General features: G+C 38.8%; 22 protein-coding genes. 21 read left to right on the forward strand and 1 reads right to left on the reverse strand.

What is annotated here, in order from left to right:
- The first annotated feature begins 3 nt into the window (after positions 1-3).
- The 10 genes from K1720_RS04805 (at position 4) to K1720_RS04850 (ending at position 5,816) form a co-directional block, all read left to right on the forward strand.
- Positions 4-177 carry a DNA-directed RNA polymerase subunit K gene (locus K1720_RS04805; protein ID WP_055282413.1) on the forward strand — a complete coding sequence of 58 codons (174 nt, stop codon included), beginning with the start codon at positions 4-6 and terminating at the stop codon, positions 175-177.
- An 8-nt stretch (positions 178-185) separates the two neighbouring features.
- Positions 186-1,211 (forward strand): hypothetical protein, encoded by a 1,026-nt coding sequence (locus tag K1720_RS04810; RefSeq protein WP_251950328.1) that lies wholly within the window; start codon positions 186-188, stop codon positions 1,209-1,211.
- A gap of 6 nt (positions 1,212-1,217) precedes the next feature.
- On the forward strand, positions 1,218-1,823 hold the full coding sequence (rpsB, locus tag K1720_RS04815; RefSeq protein ID WP_251950330.1) for a 30S ribosomal protein S2: 606 nt from the start codon (positions 1,218-1,220) through the stop codon (positions 1,821-1,823).
- 89 nt (positions 1,824-1,912) lie between these two features.
- Positions 1,913-2,521, forward strand: coding sequence for a nitroreductase family protein (locus K1720_RS04820; protein WP_251950332.1), 609 nt, complete (start codon positions 1,913-1,915; stop codon positions 2,519-2,521).
- A 46-nt stretch (positions 2,522-2,567) separates the two neighbouring features.
- Positions 2,568-3,101 carry a DUF998 domain-containing protein gene (locus K1720_RS04825; RefSeq protein ID WP_251950334.1) on the forward strand — a complete coding sequence of 178 codons (534 nt, stop codon included), beginning with the start codon at positions 2,568-2,570 and terminating at the stop codon, positions 3,099-3,101.
- Between the two features lie 133 nt (positions 3,102-3,234).
- On the forward strand, positions 3,235-3,585 hold the full coding sequence (locus K1720_RS04830; RefSeq protein WP_251950335.1) for a hypothetical protein: 351 nt from the start codon (positions 3,235-3,237) through the stop codon (positions 3,583-3,585).
- A gap of 38 nt (positions 3,586-3,623) precedes the next feature.
- A complete protein-coding gene (locus K1720_RS04835) occupies positions 3,624-3,899 on the forward strand; it encodes a transposase (RefSeq protein ID WP_251950337.1) in 276 nt (91 codons plus the stop codon).
- Positions 3,900-4,565: an IS200/IS605 family accessory protein TnpB-related protein gene (locus K1720_RS04840; RefSeq protein WP_341480977.1), complete on the forward strand. Its 666-nt coding sequence runs from the start codon at positions 3,900-3,902 to the stop codon at positions 4,563-4,565.
- 94 nt (positions 4,566-4,659) lie between these two features.
- The gene (locus tag K1720_RS04845) at positions 4,660-5,481 is read left to right on the forward strand and encodes a cysteine synthase family protein (protein WP_251950339.1); all 822 of its coding nucleotides are present in this window, start codon (positions 4,660-4,662) and stop codon (positions 5,479-5,481) included.
- Positions 5,478-5,816 (forward strand): hypothetical protein, encoded by a 339-nt coding sequence (locus K1720_RS04850; protein WP_251950341.1) that lies wholly within the window; start codon positions 5,478-5,480, stop codon positions 5,814-5,816. Before K1720_RS04845 ends, K1720_RS04850 begins: the two co-directional genes overlap by 4 nt.
- Here K1720_RS04850 and K1720_RS04855 read toward each other — a convergent pair.
- Positions 5,782-6,717 (reverse strand): carbohydrate kinase family protein, encoded by a 936-nt coding sequence (locus K1720_RS04855; RefSeq protein WP_251950343.1) that lies wholly within the window; start codon positions 6,715-6,717, stop codon positions 5,782-5,784. The two genes, K1720_RS04850 and K1720_RS04855, sit on opposite strands and share 35 nt — an antisense overlap.
- A 228-nt stretch (positions 6,718-6,945) precedes the next feature.
- On the opposite strand from K1720_RS04855, the gene K1720_RS04860 reads away from it, so the two are divergent.
- The 11 genes from K1720_RS04860 to K1720_RS04910 all read left to right on the forward strand — a co-directional run bounded on the left by K1720_RS04860 (position 6,946) and on the right by K1720_RS04910 (position 20,445).
- Positions 6,946-8,199 (forward strand): ABC transporter substrate-binding protein, encoded by a 1,254-nt coding sequence (locus K1720_RS04860; RefSeq protein WP_251950344.1) that lies wholly within the window; start codon positions 6,946-6,948, stop codon positions 8,197-8,199.
- 13 nt (positions 8,200-8,212) lie between these two features.
- Positions 8,213-9,094, forward strand: a complete 882-nt coding sequence (locus K1720_RS04865; protein WP_251950346.1) for a carbohydrate ABC transporter permease — start codon at positions 8,213-8,215, stop codon at positions 9,092-9,094.
- A 2-nt stretch (positions 9,095-9,096) separates the two neighbouring features.
- On the forward strand, positions 9,097-9,942 hold the full coding sequence (locus K1720_RS04870; protein ID WP_251950348.1) for a carbohydrate ABC transporter permease: 846 nt from the start codon (positions 9,097-9,099) through the stop codon (positions 9,940-9,942).
- 15 nt (positions 9,943-9,957) lie between these two features.
- A complete protein-coding gene (treT, locus tag K1720_RS04875; protein ID WP_251950349.1) occupies positions 9,958-11,196 on the forward strand; it encodes a trehalose synthase in 1,239 nt (412 codons plus the stop codon).
- Positions 11,197-11,226: 30 nt separating this feature from the next.
- Complete coding sequence (gene trmB / locus K1720_RS04880) at positions 11,227-12,243, forward strand: HTH-type sugar-sensing transcriptional regulator TrmB (RefSeq protein WP_251950352.1); 1,017 nt, start codon at positions 11,227-11,229, stop codon at positions 12,241-12,243.
- Positions 12,244-12,248: 5 nt separating this feature from the next.
- A complete protein-coding gene (locus K1720_RS04885; protein WP_251950354.1) occupies positions 12,249-13,367 on the forward strand; it encodes an ABC transporter ATP-binding protein in 1,119 nt (372 codons plus the stop codon).
- A 64-nt stretch (positions 13,368-13,431) separates the two neighbouring features.
- Entirely contained in the window at positions 13,432-14,916 is a 1,485-nt protein-coding gene (locus K1720_RS04890; RefSeq protein ID WP_251950356.1) for an L-fucose/L-arabinose isomerase family protein, read from the forward strand.
- A 21-nt stretch (positions 14,917-14,937) separates the two neighbouring features.
- Positions 14,938-16,851 carry an amylo-alpha-1,6-glucosidase gene (locus K1720_RS04895; RefSeq protein ID WP_251950358.1) on the forward strand — a complete coding sequence of 638 codons (1,914 nt, stop codon included), beginning with the start codon at positions 14,938-14,940 and terminating at the stop codon, positions 16,849-16,851.
- Complete coding sequence (locus K1720_RS04900) at positions 16,832-17,791, forward strand: glycoside hydrolase family 130 protein (protein ID WP_251950360.1); 960 nt, start codon at positions 16,832-16,834, stop codon at positions 17,789-17,791. The genes K1720_RS04895 and K1720_RS04900 overlap by 20 nt, the downstream gene beginning before the upstream one ends.
- Positions 17,792-17,821: 30 nt before the next feature.
- On the forward strand, positions 17,822-19,447 hold the full coding sequence (locus K1720_RS04905; protein WP_251950549.1) for an ABC transporter permease: 1,626 nt from the start codon (positions 17,822-17,824) through the stop codon (positions 19,445-19,447).
- Positions 19,441-20,445 carry an ABC transporter ATP-binding protein gene (locus tag K1720_RS04910; protein ID WP_251950362.1) on the forward strand — a complete coding sequence of 335 codons (1,005 nt, stop codon included), beginning with the start codon at positions 19,441-19,443 and terminating at the stop codon, positions 20,443-20,445. The genes K1720_RS04905 and K1720_RS04910 overlap by 7 nt, the downstream gene beginning before the upstream one ends.
- The last annotated feature ends 10 nt before the right edge of the window (positions 20,446-20,455 follow it).

Consider the following 20,455-nt stretch of genomic DNA (forward strand, 5'->3'; position numbering starts at 1 on the left):
GTGATGTTTAGATATACAAGATTTGAAAAGGCGAGGATTATAGGTGCAAGGGCGTTGCAGATAGCTATGGGTGCACCAGTGTTAATTAATATTCCAGAAGGAGCAAGCCCGTTGGACGCTGCAATAGTAGAGTTTGAAAAAGGGATAATCCCAATAACCGTTATAAGGCCTAGTTAGGTGATCCGATGACAGTAATTGAAAATGTAGTTGGTAGAATCTCAGTCCTTAAAGGTGGCAAATACTCTGTTGAGATTGATGTCATTACTACTTCCGGCTTTGGGAGATTTGCAGCCCCTATTGATGAAAATCCCTCCTTATATATCGTGGAGGCACACAGAGCTGTGAGTGAAGTTGATGAAATAATTGGTCCAGAGTTAATTGGCTTTGATTCTCAAGAACAAGAGCTTATAGACTCTTATCTTTGGGAAATAGATGGGACTGAGGACTTAAGCCATATTGGTGCCAACACAGCTTTAGCAGTTTCAGTAGCTGTTGCAAAGGCCGCGGCGAACGTGAAAAAAGTGCCCCTGTATAGTTACGTTGGAGGGACTTTTACTACTGAGCTCCCAGTTCCAATGCTTAAATTTGCTGAAGATGATAATTTTGAGTACATTGTGCTTGTGAGGGATTTAATGGAGATCTCCGATGTAATTGATGCTATGGTGAAAATTAAAGAGAACAGTAAAGGAATCAGTTTAGAAGAACTTTCAAGGGCTTCAGAAGTAGCAAGTGATGAACTGGGGCTTGAAGTTGCACTGGGATTGATACAAAAGAGAGAGATGAAAATTGAAGAGGTACTCCAAGCGGTTGAGGATTATAATATTGCTTACATTAAGCCGTTAGGAGAGGAAGAACTTTTCCTTGAACTTATAGCTGGGACTCATGGAGTATTTATTGATGGGGAATATCTCTTCAAAACAAAGGACATACTTGATAGAAGATATTACAATGCTCTTTCAATTAAACCAATTAACTTAGGAACTCTCACAGATCTTTACAATTTGATTAATGATGTTAAGTCTGAAAGGATAGCTCCAATATTGGCTGAAGCAAAATATGAGTCTGCTGATGAAGCGTTGTCCCACTTAGCAGTGGGCTTTAAGTGCCCCGCCATAATGCTCCAAGAGAGTTCTCTTATTAAAATAAACGAGCTTATTAGGATAGCGGAGGATTTGGGTGAAAGAGGAAGGATAATAACATTTGAGGGGTGAAGAAAGATGGAGGAATATTTAGTTCCACTTGATCAATATCTAGCTGCAGGTGTTCACATTGGAACACAGCAGAAGACAAAAGATATGAAGCGCTTTATATACAGAGTCAGGCAAGATGGCCTTTATGTGCTTGATGTCAGAAAGACAGACGAAAGACTTAGGGCAGCAGGTAAGTTCCTTGCAAAGTTTGATCCTGAGAGAATATTGGCAGTAAGTGTTAGGCTATATGGTCAGAAACCAGTTAAAAAGTTTGGAGAAATTACAGGAGCAAGATCAATACCTGGAAGATTTCTCCCAGGAACGATGACAAACCCATTAGTCAAGAATTTCTTTGAGCCAGATGTCCTTGTGGTTACAGATCCAAGGGCAGATCACCAAGCTATGAAAGAGGCAATTGATGTTGGAATCCCAATAGTCGCTCTTGTAGACACTGAGAACTTGTTAAGTTATGTTGACCTAGCAATACCAACAAACAATAAAGGAAGAAAAGCACTAGCTCTTATTTACTGGGTGCTGGCTAGAGAGGTTCTCTTTAACAGAGGCGACATAACAGCCAGAGAAGACTTTAAAGTTCCAGTAGAAGAGTTTGAAATGAGAATTGGTGGCGGTTAAACGCCTTTCAACATTTTAATTTCTTCGCCACTTCTTGTTCTATCGAAAATATCTTAACTTGAGAGATTCTATTCTTTTCGGTGAAGCTCATGGAACTAAAAGAAGCGATATCCAAAAGAGTGTCCATAAGGTATTATGATAATAGGGAGGTTGAAGAAGAAAAGATAAAATCCCTTATAGAGGCAGCAATAAGAGCACCAACTGCAAGTGCTCTGGAAAATTGGCTCTTTGTAATTTATAAAAGTGAGCAAGCAAGAAAAAGAATTCATGAAATAATGTTTGAATCTCACATTGAATATTATCAAGCGCAAGGATTACCAGAAGAAAAACTTGAGAAGCTAAAGTCAAAGATACTTGAAAATGGGATGTATAAAGCCCCTATGTATATTGGGGTTTTCATTGATAAGAGAATAGGGATTTTGAAAGATAGTAGATATAGTCAATTGGAATTTATATGGGCTATAGAGAGTGCTGCAGGTGCAATAGAAAATCTCATGCTCAAAGCTGTTGAGCTGGGCCTTGGAACATGTTACATTGGAGTAACAAGTTTTGATAAGTATCAGAAGGAACTTAGGGAGATGGCAGGCTTAGAAGATAACTGGTATCTTGTTGGGTTAATCCCTGTTGGTTATCCTAGTGAGAAAATTGCCCCAAGGAGAAGAAGAAAATCTCTTGATGCTATCATGAGAGTTGTCTAGTTATAAAGGGTTATTTTTAACGAAGATCTAAAGAAAGGGAGTGACAATGACCAAGTGGCTGAAAATCTTAGGCCTTTTGCTTCCAATTTTTACGTTTGGTGGTCTTGGCGTAGTGATCTATCTAAACCCTTGGTTTTCTTTTACTGAGAATGCTCTAAGTGATATGGGCTCTATTCATAATCCAATATCTTATGTATTTAACTCTTTAATGATTCTCGTTGGCTCTTTTGGGCTTTTGTTTGGAATTGAAACTGCTAGAAGAAAGTTAACTACTCCTCTGTTTCTGATTGGAATGTCATGTTTAATCTTTGTGGGGATTTTCCCCGAAGAGTATAGTCCACACTCCCTTTTTGCAGTTGCATTTTACTTGTTTATTTTTGCGGATATTTTTTATGGTGGTCTAAAAATGATTAAGAGAGGCATGAAATCTGGATTTCTATGGGTTCTTGGAAGTGTAACAGTGTTCTTTGTTATGTTGTATCTTACTGAAGTATTCAAAGGGCTTGCAATTCCAGAACTTCTGGGAGCAGTTTTTATAAATGCATGGATAATATTCTTGGCTTTAAATATTGAGAAATAACATGATATCTTGGTATTTTCTTAGGATTACCTTCTTTGTGAAGACTCCTTCCGAGAGGGAGGGGGTGCAAGCACTCTAAAAGCAAACACCGAAAGACTTAAATACTTTTTACTCTGCTGCATAGTAATGAGTGATGTCAATGTACTTAACGCAAAAGAATCACTTACGAGTGGACAAGAAGACTTACAAACTCCTTCGCACTTTAACTCACTTATCCAAAGACTTGTACAACCTCACCCTCTACGTGACTAGGCAACACTACGAGTTGAACGGTTCATTCCTACCATTCGTTAAAGCCTATCACTTGGTCAAAAACAGCATCCCCTACAAATTATTGCCAAGCCAAGTTGCCCAGCAAACCATGAAAATCGTGGAGAGAAACTACCGCTCATTCTTCAAACTTTTAAAGGAAAGGCAAAAAGGAACTACAATAGGCCAATTCGCCCGCCAAGGTTTTTGCCCAAGGACGGGCACTTTGTGTTAATTTTCCCCTACCAATCCTTCAAGGTTAAAGAGGATAGAGTGATCCTCACTCTCGGACGAAACTTTGCGAAAAAGTTTGGCGTAATGTACTTGGAAATTCCCCTCCCAAAGAATGTCAAGGGGCATAGAATAAAGGAAATCCGCATTTTGCCAAAGTATAACGCCTTGTGGTTTGAGGTTGAGTACGTTTATGAAGTCCAACCAGAAAAGAGGGATTTAAACTGTTCAAAGTACTTGGCCATTGATTTGGATGTCGATAATTTTGCAACTTGTGTAGACACCACCGGGACGGCCTTCATCGTTGAAGGCCGGTAGTTGAAGAGTTTTAACCAGTGGTGGAATAAGAAAAAAGCCAAGTTGCAAAGCCAATATGACAAACAAGGAGTAAAATTCGGCAGAAGGATGGCTCGGCTTTTGAGGAAGAGAAAGAACGTGATGAATAATTTTATGAATCAAGCCGTGAATTACATCATCAAGTACTGCTTGGAGAATAAAATCGGGAATATACTTATTGGAGAGTTGGAAGAGGCGAAGCAAAGGGCCTCCTTGGGGAAAGTGAATAATCAGAATTTTCAGTTCATTCCTTACGGCCTCTTCAAGCGAAAATTAAAGGCAAAGTGCGAGCGTTACGGGATTAATTACATCGAAGTTGATGAGGCTTACATTAGCAAGACGGACGCTTTGGCTTTAGAGCCTTTGGAAAAGAAGGAGAAGTATTGGGGGAAGAGGGTGAAGAGAGGCCTCTTTCAGTCTTCAACTGGAGTTTTAATTAATGCTGATGTGAATGATGCTTTGAACATTTTGCGGAAAGTAGCCGGCGATTCCCTCGTTGGGGGGATAGCTGGTAGTGGCCGTGTGAACCGGCCGGTGAGAGTGAGGGTTGTCCCGGTGAACTCTCACGAAGCCCCACCCGCAAGGGCGGGGCAGTTCACTGCCGCAAGAGCAATGTTTATAAACACAATACGGAATCTCGAACGGTGATCAAAAATGAACGTTTTTCAAAATACTCTTGAGTTGTTTGAAAAGTTTAAGCCAACCCCCCTAGTTAGGCTTTCCCTTTCAGATGAGAGGGGGGATGTATTTTGCCAAGCTAGAGTTCTTTAATCCTTTCAGCAGAAGCATAAAAGATAGAGCAGTTTTCAATCTTCTCATGAAGGCTCTTGACCGTAAAGACATCAACGGAACAAGGATTCTTTTTGAGGCAACTTCAGGCAACGTTGGAATATCAATGGCAGCAATGGCAAACATTTTGGGAATTGAATTCAGAGCATATCTCCCTAAACCGACACCAAAGAGCACACAAATCCTTCTAAATGTCCTAGGAGCAGAACTCATAAATACCGAATTCGAGACAATTGATCCGGCGATGATAGAATTTGTTAAAAAGGAAGCAGAGGAAGCTGGGGCGGTGAATTTAAACCAATTTGAAAACGATGACAACTTTGAGGCGCACTATAAATATACAGCTAGAGAAATTGAGGAACAACTTAAAAGTATAGGGAAGCAAGCTGATGTTATTGTGGCAGGAGTGGGAACATCAGGTCATATAGCAGGAATTGCTAAATACTTTAAGGAGCACTATAATACAAAAGTCATTGGAGTAGTCCCAGCCAAGGGGGAGAAGATACCAGGAATAAAAAGACTTGAAACGAGGCCTAAATGGTTTTTCCAAGTGGATATAGATCAAGTGGTCGAAGTTACCCAAAAGGAGGCCATTGAAGGTTCAATAAAAATTGCGAGGAGAGATGGATTGTTAATAGGACTGAGCTCTGGTGCAGTGGTCAAAGCTCTCGAAAAATTCCGCAATGAGTACAGCGGAACAGCAGTCTTGATTTTTCCTGACGATGGGTTTAAATATGTTGAGGCATTTGAGAGGTACTTGAGGGAGGATCAATGAAACTTGCAGTATATTTACTTTTTCTTCAATCGCTTTTCCTTTTGTATTATTCTGCTGAAGCTAGTGGAATTGAGAAGTCCATGCTTTTGAGTTTTGGACTCTTGAATTTTCTCCTTGCATGGGGTATAATTAAAGGAAAAAACCAAGCTGTGAAAGCTACCATAGTATACAAAGGGATAGACTTCTTTCTTGCCCTTTTAATGTTGATGGCAGGTTCTCTCTCCCAAGCTCTTAATGCTGGCATTGATTTGGTAATACTTCATGACTTAATTGGTCTTTTTGGCAGGAAAGAAGAGGGAGTCATGGAAGAAAATGAAACTTCTCATAATGTTTGATTTTCTCTAATGTGGGTACACTCCATGCTCCCATTGTTGTCGTGGAAAGTGCTGCTACAAAATTAGCAAAACGTCCAGCTTCTCTCAGTTCTTCTCTTGAGAACTCTAAAGTATATAGCTTGTTCATATATTTTAAACTGGCCAAAAGAGCTGCCATAAAGGCATCTCCTGCACCGGTAGTATCGAGAGGTTGAATTTCATAGGAGGGAATATCAACTTTAAGATCGCTGTGTAAAATGGTGCAACCTCTGGCACCTTTTGTTATTGCCACGAGAGCAAAGTTGAAATCATTTATCTCGATTCCATTTTTTTGGAGATATTCTAATTCAGTATCTCCTATTTTGACTATATTAGCAAGTTTAAGACCTCTTTCGATATCTTTGATCATCTCTTCTTCTCTTTCCCTCCAAAGATCAAGTCTTATATTAACATCGTAACTGATAGGGACTTTTCCTTTAGATCTTCTGAGCACTTCAAATATAGTGGATCTACTGGGTTCTCTTGCAAAGAGTACACTCCCAAAGTGAATGAGCTCTGCTTTTTCGATATTCACTTTTATATCTTGAGGTTTTATGTTAAAATAAGCCACTCCATCGTAAAGTATAAATTCTGGTTTTGCTCCTATGAGTTGAACAAAAACTATCCCAGTATGTTTTTCTGGATCTTTTGCTATATATTTGGTTTCTACTCCTTCTTTGTTGAGAGATTCGATGAGAAATTCTCCAAAGGGGTCATCTCCTACTTTACTTACCAACGCACTTTCTATTCCCAATCTGCTCAATCCAACACTAACATTGGCTGGTGCCCCTCCTGGATGTCTTTCAAATTCTTTTATGTTCTTTAACATTCCCTCTTCCTTTGCAATAAAGTCTATTAAAACTTCTCCTATCGAGATTATCATGTTATTGCCCCCTTTCTTAGGTAGTCATAAAGGTTTAAATCTCTTTGTTTATTATACTTAAAGTGAATAGTTTTTGATTATTTGTTTGAATTATTTGAGTCTCACTTAAAATGGGGGTTTCACCGCTTTTTTGTGGATGATTAATCAGAATATCCCCTAAAACTCATGTACAAGTTTGAGCAATAAGATATATATACTTTTAGTATATATCCATACCGAGGTGTTCCTATGAGTGTTAAGAAAATATGGTTTAGTTTTTTGTTGATAGGACTCTTGGCAGTGGCAGTTGTAGCAAGTGGATGTATTGGTGGAGAGACTACAACTACTACAACAACTACAACCCAAATCCAAGAGCAAATTACCCTGAAAGTGATAGGGCCTTGGTCTGGGGCCGAGTTTGATGCATTCAGGGAGGTTATTAAGGCCTTTGAAGCTGAGCATCCAAACATAAAAATTGAGTATAAGACTTATAGAGCTGAAGATCTTTCAACAATTCTACCCTTGCAATTTGAGTCAGGAGACACTCCTGCAGACATAATCTTCATGTGGGGATGGTTCATTGCGGACATGGCTAAAAAAGGCCATGTAATGGAACTTAATGAGGTCATTAATCCAGATGAATATGTTCCTGGGATTTTAGATACAACCACAGTTGATGGAAAGATTTATGGGGCACCATTCACAGCAGCAGCCAAGCCTGGTTTCTGGTATAGAAAATCCTTCTTTGAAAAACATGGATTAAAACCGCCTGAGACATGGGATGAATTTGTGGCATTGCTTGAACAAATAAAACAAATACCTGGGATAAAGGCACCAATAGTTAGTGGAGACAGTGTTGGATGGCCTATTTCCGATGTGACTGAGCACTTTATTCTGACTTTTGGGGGAGCAGAACTCCAACAAAAGCTCATAAATGGTGAAGTTAAGTGGCAAGATCCACAAGTAAGAAGCATATTTGAGGAGAGACTCGTCCCACTGCTGAATGCTGGTTATTTCAGCGATCCAATAGAGTGGACATCCGCTGTAGACCTCTGGTGGAAGGGAGATTATGCACTCTACTTTATGGGGACTTGGCTAACTGGAATGGTAGAAGATCCAACAGACTTGGGTCTTATATCGTTACCTGGTGTTAAGGCTATGGTGCTTGCACCGGATTACTTCATGGTACCAAAGTACACAACCCATCCGACTGAGGCATTAGAACTTGCTAAGTTCCTAGCCACAGAAGGACAAAGAATTCACGTTGGAACCAGCTCTGGAAAGCTTGCAACATGGAAAGAAGTTACAATAGATGATTACTGGGAACCTATGAAGGACGTTGCCAAAATTGTTACTAACGTTGAGTCAGCACCTGATTTGGATGATAGCGTTGGAGGAGAATGGCAAAAAACATTCTGGGATCAGCTAAAACTTCTATGGGTACAACCAGATAGATTGGATGATGTTCTAAAGACGCTTGATGAGAAGTTCCCAAAAGAATGAAAGGGGGATCCTAATGAAAAGGCCTAAGTCTTTGGTTTCTCTCTTTTTCCTTTTACCAGCTTTGATTTTAATGGTCCCATTCGTGATATACCCTGTATTCAAGACTATATATCTTAGCTTCTTTTTTGGTGATGAATTTGTAGGGTTAGAAAATTATAAAAACGTGCTTTTAAGTTCTGATATTGTAAATCTTGAAAGATTTCCTACCAATTCTCCCCCTTGGGGAGCTCTTGTGCATAATGTGGTATGGATAGTGATTCATCTTCCAGTCACTGTATTTTTGGGATTAGGAATTGCTCTCTTATTAAGAAAGAAGGAGGTTAAAGGGAGTTCCATAGTCAAATCAATAGTTTTCTTGGGAATGGTAATTCCTATGATTGTTGGAGGTTTAATCATTCGCTTCCTTTTTGAGGAAGGTGCTGGTGTTGTACCAGCCATATTTAAGGCATTGGGAATTGAAAGATTGGCGATCACTTGGACAGCGTATCCACAGACTGCATTATTCGCAGCTATTCTAGGGTCAATATGGATATGGACAGGTTTTAGCATGTTAATGTATTCGGCAGGGTTGGCTTCAATACCTAGGGATTATTACGAGGCGGCTTTGATAGATGGTGCTAGTAGATTTCAGATTTTTAAAAATGTAACATGGCCTTTGTTAAAGCCAATAACAATAGTAATAGTGGCAATGACTCTCTTGTGGGATCTTAAGATATTTGATATCGTTTACGTGGCTACAGGAGGAGGACCAGGTGGGGCTTCAATGGTTCTTGCACTTCAAATGTGGGATTACTTTGCAAGAGCTCTCAATTACAATTATGCGGCAGTAGTGGCAGTATTATTGACTACACTAACTATCATACCTGCCCTATGGCTAATTAGGAGGAGGGAGTAAAGATGGATATCCCAAAATACAAACTCAGAAAATATATAGTTTCAACTAGTATCGCATGGTTTTTAGGTTTGATTTGGTTAATACCATTCATAGGGGTGTTAATGGCTTCAATAAGGCCTTATACAGAAATTGTAGGTGGATGGTGGCACTTTAGTCCATTTACTATAACTCTAAAGAATTTCGTTAATGCTTTTAATCATCCAATGTTTCCTATAAGTGAAGGTCTAAAGAATTCTCTGATAATAGCAATTCCATCAACAATTATACCTCTTTTAGTGGCTGCATTGGCTGCATACGCTTTTGCAAGATACAGTTTTCCTATAAAACACTATCTTTTTGCTTTTATAATTTTCTTAATGGCCTTACCTCAGCAGATGACCATAGTGCCATTGTACTTCCTTCTTAGGAATCTCCATCTGTTAAACAAATTCCAAGGGTTAATACTTGTGCATTCAGCTTGGGGGTTGGCATGGATAATATTTTTCATGAGAAATTACTTTTCAATGCTTCCAACAGATGTTGAAGAAGCTGCAAAGATAGATGGGGCCTCTGATTTTAAGATATTTTATAAAATAGTTCTTCCAATGGCACTACCAGGACTAATTTCGGCAGCAATACTCCAATTCACATGGGTTTGGAGCGACTTCTTCCTTGCTTTAGTCTTCTTACAGAATCCGGAAAAATACGTAGCTACACAAAGACTTCCATTACTTAGAGGACAGTATTTTGTTGATTGGGGGGTATTAACAGCTGCATCAATCATGGTCTTACTCGTCCCATTGCTTGTGTATGCACTTTTCCAAAAGTATTACATAAGTGGTATGATAGGATGGTCAACAGAAAAGTGAAAGGAGGGATGAAAAATGTTTGAAGTGACAAAATTTGGAGGAGAAGGAAAGAGGCTTGAAGACTATGTAGAAATAATAGGTGAAAAAGCTTTATATGAGCTTAAAGAGAAGGCAGAAAATCTCAAAGGCAAAAGCTTTGTTCATGTTAACTCCACTTCCTTTGGTGGAGGTGTTGCGGAAATTTTGCATAATCTGGTTCCGTTAATGAGGAACATTGGACTTGATACAAAATGGTTTGTTATTGAGGGAACGAATGAGTTTTTTAATGTCACAAAGAGCTTTCATAATGCTCTTCAAGGAAACAAAGACCTCAGGCTAACTGAGGATATGAAATCTTTATACATAGAAATCAACAAAAGGAATGCTCAAGAGTTTGATCCTAGTGCTTTTGATTATCTCCTAATACACGACCCTCAACCAGCACCATTAATAGAGTTCTATGAGAAAAAACAACCCTGGATATGGAGATGTCACATTGACTTAAGCGATCCCAATATGCAATTCTGGAAGTTTTTAAGAGGGTTTGTGGAAAAATACGATCGTTATATATTTCATATGGAAGAATATGTTCGAGAGGATTTGGAAAAGGAAAAAGTAGTCATAATGCCTCCCTCAATTGATCCCCTTAGTGAAAAGAATAAAGAGTTAAGCGAAAATGAGATTCTAAAAACTCTCGAAAAATTTGATGTGGACCCAGATAGACCAATATTGACTCAAGTGGCTCGTTTTGATCCCTGGAAAGGCGTTTTTGATGTCATTGATGTCTATAGAAAAGTTAAAGAGAAAATACCTGATGTACAGCTTTTACTGGTTGGAGTAATGGCTCATGATGACCCAGAAGGGTGGATATACTTTGAAAAAACTCTAAGAAAAATAGGGGAGGACTACGATGTCAAGGTGCTTACGAATCTCACTGGAGTTCATGCAAGGGAAGTAAATGTTTTTCAACGAGCAAGTGACATAATCTTGCAGATGTCCATAAGGGAGGGATTTGGTCTAACAATTACAGAAGCGATGTGGAAGGAGAAGCCAGTGATTGGAAGAGCAGTTGGAGGGATAAGACTTCAAATAGTCGATGGTGAAACAGGATTCCTTGTAAAGGATATTAATGAGGCTGTTGAAAAATCGATTTATCTTCTTAGACATCCAGAAGTAGCTAAGACTATGGGAGAAAAGGCAAAGAAGAGGGTTAAAGAAAACTTCATTATAACAAAACATCTTGAGAGATACCTTGATATCCTAAACTCTTTTTAACTTGACTCTTAATATTTTTAGGTGACGAAAATGGAGATACATCCTGAAATCTTACATGCGTTGAGTGAAATTGGATTTACAAAATATGAAATCTTGACTTACTGGACACTCCTTGTTCATGGCCCAAGTACTGCGAAGGAGATTTCTTCCAAAAGCGGTATTCCTTACAATAGGGTTTATGACACTATTTCATCTCTTAAAATTAGAGGCTTCGTAACTGAGATCGAAGGAACTCCTAAAGTTTATGCGGCATATTCTCCAAGAATAGCCTTTTTTAGGTTCAAGAAAGAACTTGAGAGTATAATGGAGAAACTAGAAAGTGAGCTTAAAAAGTTCAAACGTGAGGAACAGAGACCAGCAATATGGAGGAGTCAGAGCTTTGAAGAAGCTCTTGAGATGTTCAGAGAAACTCTCAAATCAGCAAAAAATGAAGTTATAGTAGTGACTCCTAGTGAGTTTTTTGAAGATATACAAGAAGAACTATTAAAAACCCTTGAAAAAGGAGTAACAGTATCTCTTTATATTGATAGAATACCTAACCTCTTGGAATTTGAAGGAGCAGGAAACCTCTTTGTTCGACAGTTTTATAAATTAAACCATTTGATTGGTATGTCTGATGGCAAAGAAGTGGTTAATATTCAAAATGTGAGTTTTAGACCAAGTTTTCCACCAAGCTTTAAAGCTACCTATCCGGAGGTAATATTCTCCCAGTATAGCCTCATAATTGAGATTTTCAAGGAGTCTTCATTAGAGAGGGAGTACATAGCTAATCCACAGGATATCAGATTCTTTGCAATGTTCCATGCTTCAGACTTTGTTAAGAGACATATAGACTCTACTCCTATAATGGCAGAGATTATCGGCAGAAACGTAAAAACTGGTGAAATAGAGAACATCTATGGGAATGTCGTAGGATATACACTATCTTTTAGAAAAGCTGTTAGCAATATTCATTTGGAGACGGAAAAGGGTATAGTAAAAGTAGGAGGTATCTTTGCTGTCATTGAAGATTATGAAAGCACGGACATAAAATTTATGATAGGGTGAGTTGAATGGCAGAGGTAAAACTCATTGGCGTATGGAAGAAGTTTGAAGACGTTGTGGCTGTTAGGGACATAAATCTGGAAGTTAGAGATGGGGAGTTTGTAATACTCTTAGGTCCAAGCGGTTGTGGTAAGACAACAACGCTTAGAATGATTTCAGGTCTTGAAGAACCTACTAAGGGAAAGATATACATTGGTGAAAAACTCGTGGCTGATTCAGAGAAGGGTATTTTTATTCCTCCTAAAGATAGGGATATTGCAATGGTTTTTCAAAGCTATGCATTATATCCTCATATGACTGTTTACGATAACATTGCCTTTCCATTAAAGTTGAGAAAGATTCCTAAGCAGGAAATTGATGAACGTGTAAGAGAAGTTGCTGAGATGCTGGGATTAACAGAGTTGCTCAAGAGAAAACCAAGAGAGCTCTCTGGTGGTCAAAGACAGAGAGTGGCTTTAGGAAGGGCTATTGTAAGAAGGCCTCAGGTATTCCTTATGGATGAACCTCTCTCAAATCTTGATGCAAAGCTTAGGGTCAGGATGAGAGCAGAGTTAAAGAAATTGCAACGTCAACTTGGAGTGACTACTATTTACGTGACTCATGATCAAGTTGAGGCCATGACAATGGGAGATAAAATTGCTGTTATGAACAATGGTGCTCTGCATCAAGTGGGCACTCCAACTGAAATTTATAATAAACCTGCAAATATGTTTGTTGCTGGGTTTATAGGTTCTCCACCAATGAACTTTTTAGAGGCTACCGTAAGTGAGGATGGATTTGTAGACTTTGGAGCATTTAGACTCAAACTATTAGATGACATGTTTGAGTTGATTCAAGAGGAAGGCTATGTTGGTAAAAGCGTTATATTTGGCATAAGGCCGGAAGATATCTATGATGCGCTATTTGCACAAGTGAAGGTTCCAGGAGAGAACATGGCCAAGGTTTTTGTAGACATTATAGAAAATCTAGGGGGAGAAAAGATTGTTCACTTAAAAGCTGATGATTTGATGTTTATTGCTAAATTCCCACCTGAATCTTTAGTCAAAGAGGGACAAGAGATCGATATTGTTTTTGATATGAAGAAGATTCACATATTTGATAAAACAACACAAAAGGTAGTACTTTAAGATTTTTTTCTTTCCTTAAATTTTAAAAACAGTTCATGCTTATCTGGGCATAAGGTGATGTGGTATGCTTGCCGTTGTAACCTTTACAGACCCACGAAAGACGTCTCTTTCCATAGAAAGAGAAAATGCTCTTCTTGAGAAACACAAAAAACTTGTAAAAGACTTGGAAGATTCTGGATTTAGGGTTTTTGATGTTAATAGAGCTCTTGGAAAATATGAATCCTTGAAAAATGGTAAAAACTTCGGAATAGATGATAAAGATGAAGTAATTAGAGCCTCTGAACTTATAGGATCCCAGCACATCAGTGGCATTATTCTTGGTCTATGGCATTGGACTGAGAGCAATCTTGTAACTCTCTTAGCAAAAGAAACAAATAAACCACTTCTTTTATATACCGATGATGATCCAGCGTGGGCTGGAACTACTTGCATAACATCTGTTGGTGCCTCTCTTTGGGAAAGTAATGTAAATTACTATGCTTTGCACCATACAAGGCTTAAGGGCAATGTTGAAAAAGTAAAAGCCTGGGCAAGGGCTGTTGAGGCCATTTCGAAGCTTTCTAGAAAATCTTTACTTTTGTGGGGGGCTCCATATACCCTTGGAATGGAGCATCTTATGGATGATCTCCCAAGGCTGAAACGGTTCGTTGGGGACTTTCTTCTTTTTGATCAATATCTTATAATTAAAAAGGCGGATTCAATGTTCAGTGATGAGAAAGAAAGGATTCGTGTTGAGGAGTTTTTTGATTGGATCCACAAAAACATGGATATTAAATACGATGACACAATGTTAACACCAGAAGTCTTAAGGAGACAAATAGCAATATATCTAGCGGCTAAGGATATATGGGAGGAATATAAAGGAGAAACTGCTGCAGTCTCTATAAAATGCCAGCCAGAACTAAGCGAAGTTTATGGTGTTACAGCTTGTCTAATTCCAGCACTCTTCCCATTCAATAGAGATGCAAAGGGTGAAAAACCGGTTATTCCAGCCACGTGCGAGGGGGACATAAAAGGAACAATAAGCTCGGCTTTGCTTTTCTACTTAAGTGGGAAGCCACCTCTCTTTGGTGACATAAAATATGTTGATGATGATGTTGTACTAGTAGCTAATTGTGGAGCCTCCTCTCTATACTATGCAGATCTTAGTGAAGAGCCTGAGAAAAACTTGAAAGCTACTACTATTCAGCCTCAATGTCAAGGTGCAAGTGGGGGGGCCTTAACATATAGAACTCCATCAACACTATTAACTTTTGCAAGACTCATAAGAAAAGCAGGGGAATACTATCTTCTCTACTTCATTGGAGAAAGTCTTGAAATAACTGATGAAATGGAGTCAAAGCTACGGTGGGGAAAACAATGGCCGCATACAGCCATAAAGAATCCTCTCGACAAAGAGAAGTTCTTGAATGTTATGGGTGCAAACCATCTCTCTGCAGTTCCAGGGGATTTTAAGAGTGAAATAGAATTTGTGGCAAAACTTTGGGGGGTTAAGGCTATAGATCTAGGGAATGAAAGGGATGTGGAGTTGTTTTTGCAGTCTCTCTGATTTTAATTTTGAGGTGATAGGATGTCAGTTATTTTATCTTACAATGGAGCTTTTGTGGTTACCAGAGAAAATGGGGATATGAAAGGAACCTATGATGGCTTTTACATCTTTGATACACGCTTTTTGAGGGGAGTTAGACTCAAGTTAAATCATCATAGTGTGCTTATTGGGGCTGCTCAGGAAGGTCCAAGAAAAGCGTATTCTCATTTTTCAATAGGGGACAGAGCAGTTTTACTGAGAAAAAGAGAGATAAGAGATGATTGGACTTATAGGGAGGAATTTCAGCTATATAACACATCAAGAGAGATCATAGAGCTTAGGATAGAGTACACATTTAAGGTTCCCATTGAGGATGTCTTTGAGGTTAGAAAATTTGGGGGGGAGAAAATAAAACGACGAGTCAAACGATCTTTCAAAGAGGAAAGCGAGTATCTCTATTTGGGAAAGGATAAAATTGAGAGAAATTTAAAACTAAGAACGAATCTTCGAAGAGAAAAGAACATGTTATTTGCTGAAGTGACTTTAGAACCTCTTCAGAAGGAGATTTTCTATGTTGAGTTTTCTCCTCGAATCTCAAGAGATCGGTTAGATGTTTTTCTTACTGAAAAAAGTCTTAACTTGCCTAATGTAGTCTCTACAAACATGACTTGGTTGGATAGGGTCTTTGAAAGGGCAGTAGAGGATTTGGTTGCTTTAACAGCATACACAAACCATGGCATGGTTCCATTTGCAGGGATCCCTTACTATGCTTGCCCATTTGGAAGAGACAGTATCATAACTTCTTGGTTCTTACTTCCATATTATCCCCAATATGCCCAAGGCACATTAAGGTTCTTTGCAAAGATCCAAGGAAAGAAGTTTGATCCACTTAATGAAGAAGAACCTGGTAAGATCCCTCATGAATTTCGTTTTGGAGAGCTTTCTCATGCAAAGAGAATTCCCTTTGCCCCTTACTATGGAACTGTAGATGCCACCCCACTTTACATCATCCTTGCTTCAGAATATCTACAGTGGAGTGGAGATAAGGACCTCATAGAAAAGCTTAAACCTAATTTAACAGCTGCTGTTGAGTGGATTCTGAGAAAACTAGAGGAGGGAGGAGGGTATATAAGATATAAGGCAGGGATGTTAGCAAATCAAGGATGGAAGGACTCAAAGGAGGGGATCCCTACTGAAAAAGGTCTTCCAACAAAGCATCCTATTGCCTTGGTTGAAGTTCAAGGGTATGCCTACAAAGCTCTAAGAGATGCTGCTTTACTTGAACTTACTTTCCTTGATTCAAAGATGCTCGAAAGAGAAGCTAAAAAATTAAAGAAACGCTTTAATAAAGACTTTTGGACTGGGAACTTCTATGCTTTGGCTTTAGATGGTGAAAATAACCCATCTAAAGTCGTATCTTCAAACGTAGGCCATCTATTGTTCACTGGCATAGCTAAGTATGAAAAGGAGATATCTGAAAGACTATTCGAAGAGGATATGTTTTCTGGATGGGGCATTAGAACTTTAAGTTCAAAAGAAGAGGCCTATAATCCATTCAGTTATCATAATGGGAGTATATGGCCTCACGACAATGCAATAATAGCTCTTGGACTTTCCTTGAGAAGAGAAAAAGAAAAGGTGAGAATACTTTCTGAGGCCGTGCTTAAAGCTGCAAAGCTTCTTCCCAATGCTCAACTCCCTGAGCTTTATAGCGGGCTTGACAGTGAGTACCCTCTCCTTTGTCCACGGGCAAATGCTCCTCAAGCTTGGAGTGCAGCAAGTGTTTTTGCATTTCTTACAGCGTTATTGGGTCTAAGAGTGGATGAAAAGCTCATTGTAGATCCCTCTTTGCCAGAGGGTATTAGAATCACTACTCGGGTCATATTTAGAGGGAAGTCGCACTGGATTAAAGCTAAGGATAAGGAGGTTGTTAGACTTGAAGGGAGAATCTTTTGAGAAACTGTTTAGAATTGAGGGAAGGAACATCCTAGTGGAACCACCTGAAAAACTTCCACGACCAATTATCTCACCTTCAGAGGAAGGTTTTGATTCAAGGAATACATACAACCCAGCTGTTATCAAGGAGAGAGATAGTATTGTGATGCTATACAGGGCCGAGTCCAAAGATGACAAGATTACAGGCAGGATTGGACTTGCAATAAGCGAAGATGGAATTAACTTCTTACAACATCCCGAACCTGTCATAGAGCCCGAATACAAATGGGAAAGTGCAGGAGTAGAAGATCCTCGAGTTGTAAAAGTTGGAAAGACATATTACATGACCTATACAGGTTATGATAGAAAAACTGCCAGATTATGCTTGGCTACATCAAAGAACCTCTTAACATGGAAGAAACATGGGCCGATATTTGGAGATTTCAAATATGAGAAAAACAATATTGAAGGGTGGACAAAAAGTGGATCAATACTGCCTGAGAAGCTTAGAGATGGAGAGTTTAGAGGTAAGTATATTATGTATTTTGGAGATTCCCACATTTGGATGGGAGTTTCAAAAGACTTAATAAACTGGGAATACATAGAGGAGCCAGTTCTTTCTCCTAGAAAAGAAAATTTTGATAATGTTTTAGTAGAACCAGGCCCGCCCTTAGTTTCTATGGATGAAAAAATACTCTTGATATACAATAGTGCTGGCAAAGAAGAAGGAACATTAAAGTACAGAGTTGGGGCAGCGATCTTTAGTAAGGATGATCCAAGAGAGGTTATTGCACGAACTGAGAATCCTATAATGCTTCCAGAGTATGAATGGGAGATATGGGGTTATGTTAATAATGTGGTTTTCCTAGAAGGCATGGTTGAACATGATGGAAAAATCCTCCTCTACTATGGGGGAGCTGATAGATACATAGGTTTGGCATATTGGACAACAGACTTATAAAATACTATAACTCACTAAAACACGATGAAAATGAGGTGGAGAAGTGTAATCTTAGTATTTCCTTTAGCTTTCTTGGTACTCTTTTTCTATTTCCCTTTAACTAGTATATTAAAGGAAGGCTTGTGGGAGAATGGATTTACATTAAGGTATATTCTCCAAGTACTTTCAAACAGCTATCATAGGAGGGTTATATTTTTCACATTTTGGCAAGCATTGGCTTCTACACTCTTGACACTCCTTCTTGGTTTTCCAGGGGCTTACATATTTGCAAAATACGAATTTCCTGGAAAAGGTATTCTAAAAGCCATCCTGACCGTCCCCTTTGTGATGCCAAGTATTATGGTTGCTTTAGGATTTATTCTCCTTTTTGGCCGCGTGGGAATCATAACTCAGATTTTAGGAAGGGATTTGGGGATCCTTTACTCCTGGAAGGCCATAATTCTTGCTCATGCATTTTACAATTTCCCTGTTGTTGTTCGAATGGTCTCTTCCCTTTGGCAGCGCATAAATCCTCATTATGAGGAAGCTGCAATAAGCCTTGGGGCAAGAGGTTTCACACTCTTTAGAAAAGTAACTTTACCAATGCTCATGCCCGCTATTTTTGCTTCTTCTATGTTAACATTTGTTTTCTGTTTTCTAAGTTTTTCTATCCCCCTTATTCTAGGTGGATATCAGTATGCTACTATAGAGGTGGATATTTTTACCTCCATAATGACACTCCTTGATTTTAAGACTGGCGCTGCACTAGCAATAATCCAAATTTTCTTAAGCCTCATTTTTATGTATCTCTACCTTAAAAGTTTGGACTTATATGCAAAAGCTGAGAAGCAAAAAGTGTTCAGAGAACCTGTTTACTTAACATTTAAAAAGCTAATAAGTGTGAGAGGTCTGTTGATAATCTTTTATTCTCTTGTGGTTTTTCTATTTATATTATCCCCTCTTCTTGCTGTTATTTATCATTCTTTCACATATGGGGGTGGTTTCACACTCGAATGGTACAAAAGAGTTTTTTCTCCTGAATATAATCCTATATTTGGTGCAAATAGCATAACTGCAATTAGGAACTCTCTTCTGTTTGGGTTTTCTGCAGTAGTTCTATCAACGCTCTTAGCCCTGAGTATAGCATACATTATGTATAGATGGAGGTTTAAAGGCAAAAATTTCTTTGATGCTATTGTAATGCTCCCCCTAGCTTCTTCGGCAATTACACTTGGATTAGGATACATAAGAGCTTTCCATAAGCCTCCACTTGAGTTTCTTGGTACATGGTATTTAATAGTCTTTGCTCATACAATAATAGCCTATCCGTTTGTTCTAAGATCTGTTTCCACTAGCCTGAAAAAAATAAATCCAAACTTAAAGGAAGCTGCAATGAGTCTGGGAGTCAATGAACTTGGAGCGTTTCTAAAAGTTGAGCTTCCATTAGCATTTGGTGGGATAATTGTTGGGGCCATATTCGCTTTTGCAATGAGTATAGCTGAACTTGGAGCTACATACATGATTTATAGACCAGAATATACCACAATCACAATAGCAATTTATAGATTCTTAGGGTCTCGACAATTGGGTCCGGCTTCGGCAATGTCTGTACTCTTAATATTGGTTAGCACGATAGCTTTTATAGTCATCGAGAGAACGGGTGAAGAGATATGGTAAGGGTTAGGCTTGAAGGGATAAAAATGTCTTGGGAAGATTTTCGGCTTGAGATTCCCCATTTAGAGGCAAAAGCAGGAGAGTTCTTGACTCTTCTTGGGCCAAGTGGTTGTGGAAAGACCACAACGCTAAGAATAATCGCTGGTTTCGAAAGGCCGGAAAAAGGGGCAGTTTACTTTGGCGAGAGACTTATGAATAATGTTCCACCATATGAGAGGAATATTGGTATAGTTTTCCAAGACTATGCTTTGTTTCCCCATATGAATGTTTTTGATAATATAGCATTTGGGTTAAAAGTTAGGAAGATCCCTAGGAATGAAATAGAGAAAAGAGTGGTCTGGGCACTTGAATTAGTAGGACTAAAAGGCTTTGAGAAAAGATATCCAGAACAGCTTAGCGGAGGCCAACAACAAAGAGTGGCCTTGGCCAGAGCTCTGGTAATAGAACCCCAAGTTCTTCTTCTGGATGAACCTCTCTCAAATCTTGATGCAAAGATTCGTGAGAGACTTAGAGGTGAGATAAAGAGAATTCAGCGGGAGCTTGGGATAACCACAATTTATGTTACTCATGATCAAGAGGAAGCAATGGCAATAAGTGATAGAATTGCGGTGATGAATATTGGAAAAGTTGAACAGATTGGGACTCCATTAGAACTCTATTATAATCCAAAAACTGAGTTTGTAGCTCAGTTTCTTGGACTATCAAACATCTTAGAACTTAGAGCTGTAGATGGAGAAGCGTGTCTTGGAGAACTTTGTTTCAATGTTGGAAGAGAAGGAAAGGTGAAGATATTTTTTAGACCTGAAAGTGTGTATATCGAAGAAGGAAAAACCGGTGAGATTGTGAGTTATGAGCTTTCGCCTGGTAGAATAAGATTTAAAATCGATGTAGAGGGAAAAATAATAATAGCAGAACGCTTTCTAAGTGAAATTCCATTCTCTATCAAAAATCTACCAAAAAGAGTGGGAGTGAGAGTAAAGCAGTTTTCAATAATTGGATAAAAGAAAAAGA

Origin of the sequence: Thermococcus argininiproducens (assembly GCF_023746595.1) — an archaeon.
GTDB classification, from domain to species: Archaea; Methanobacteriota_B; Thermococci; order Thermococcales; family Thermococcaceae; genus Thermococcus_A; species Thermococcus_A argininiproducens.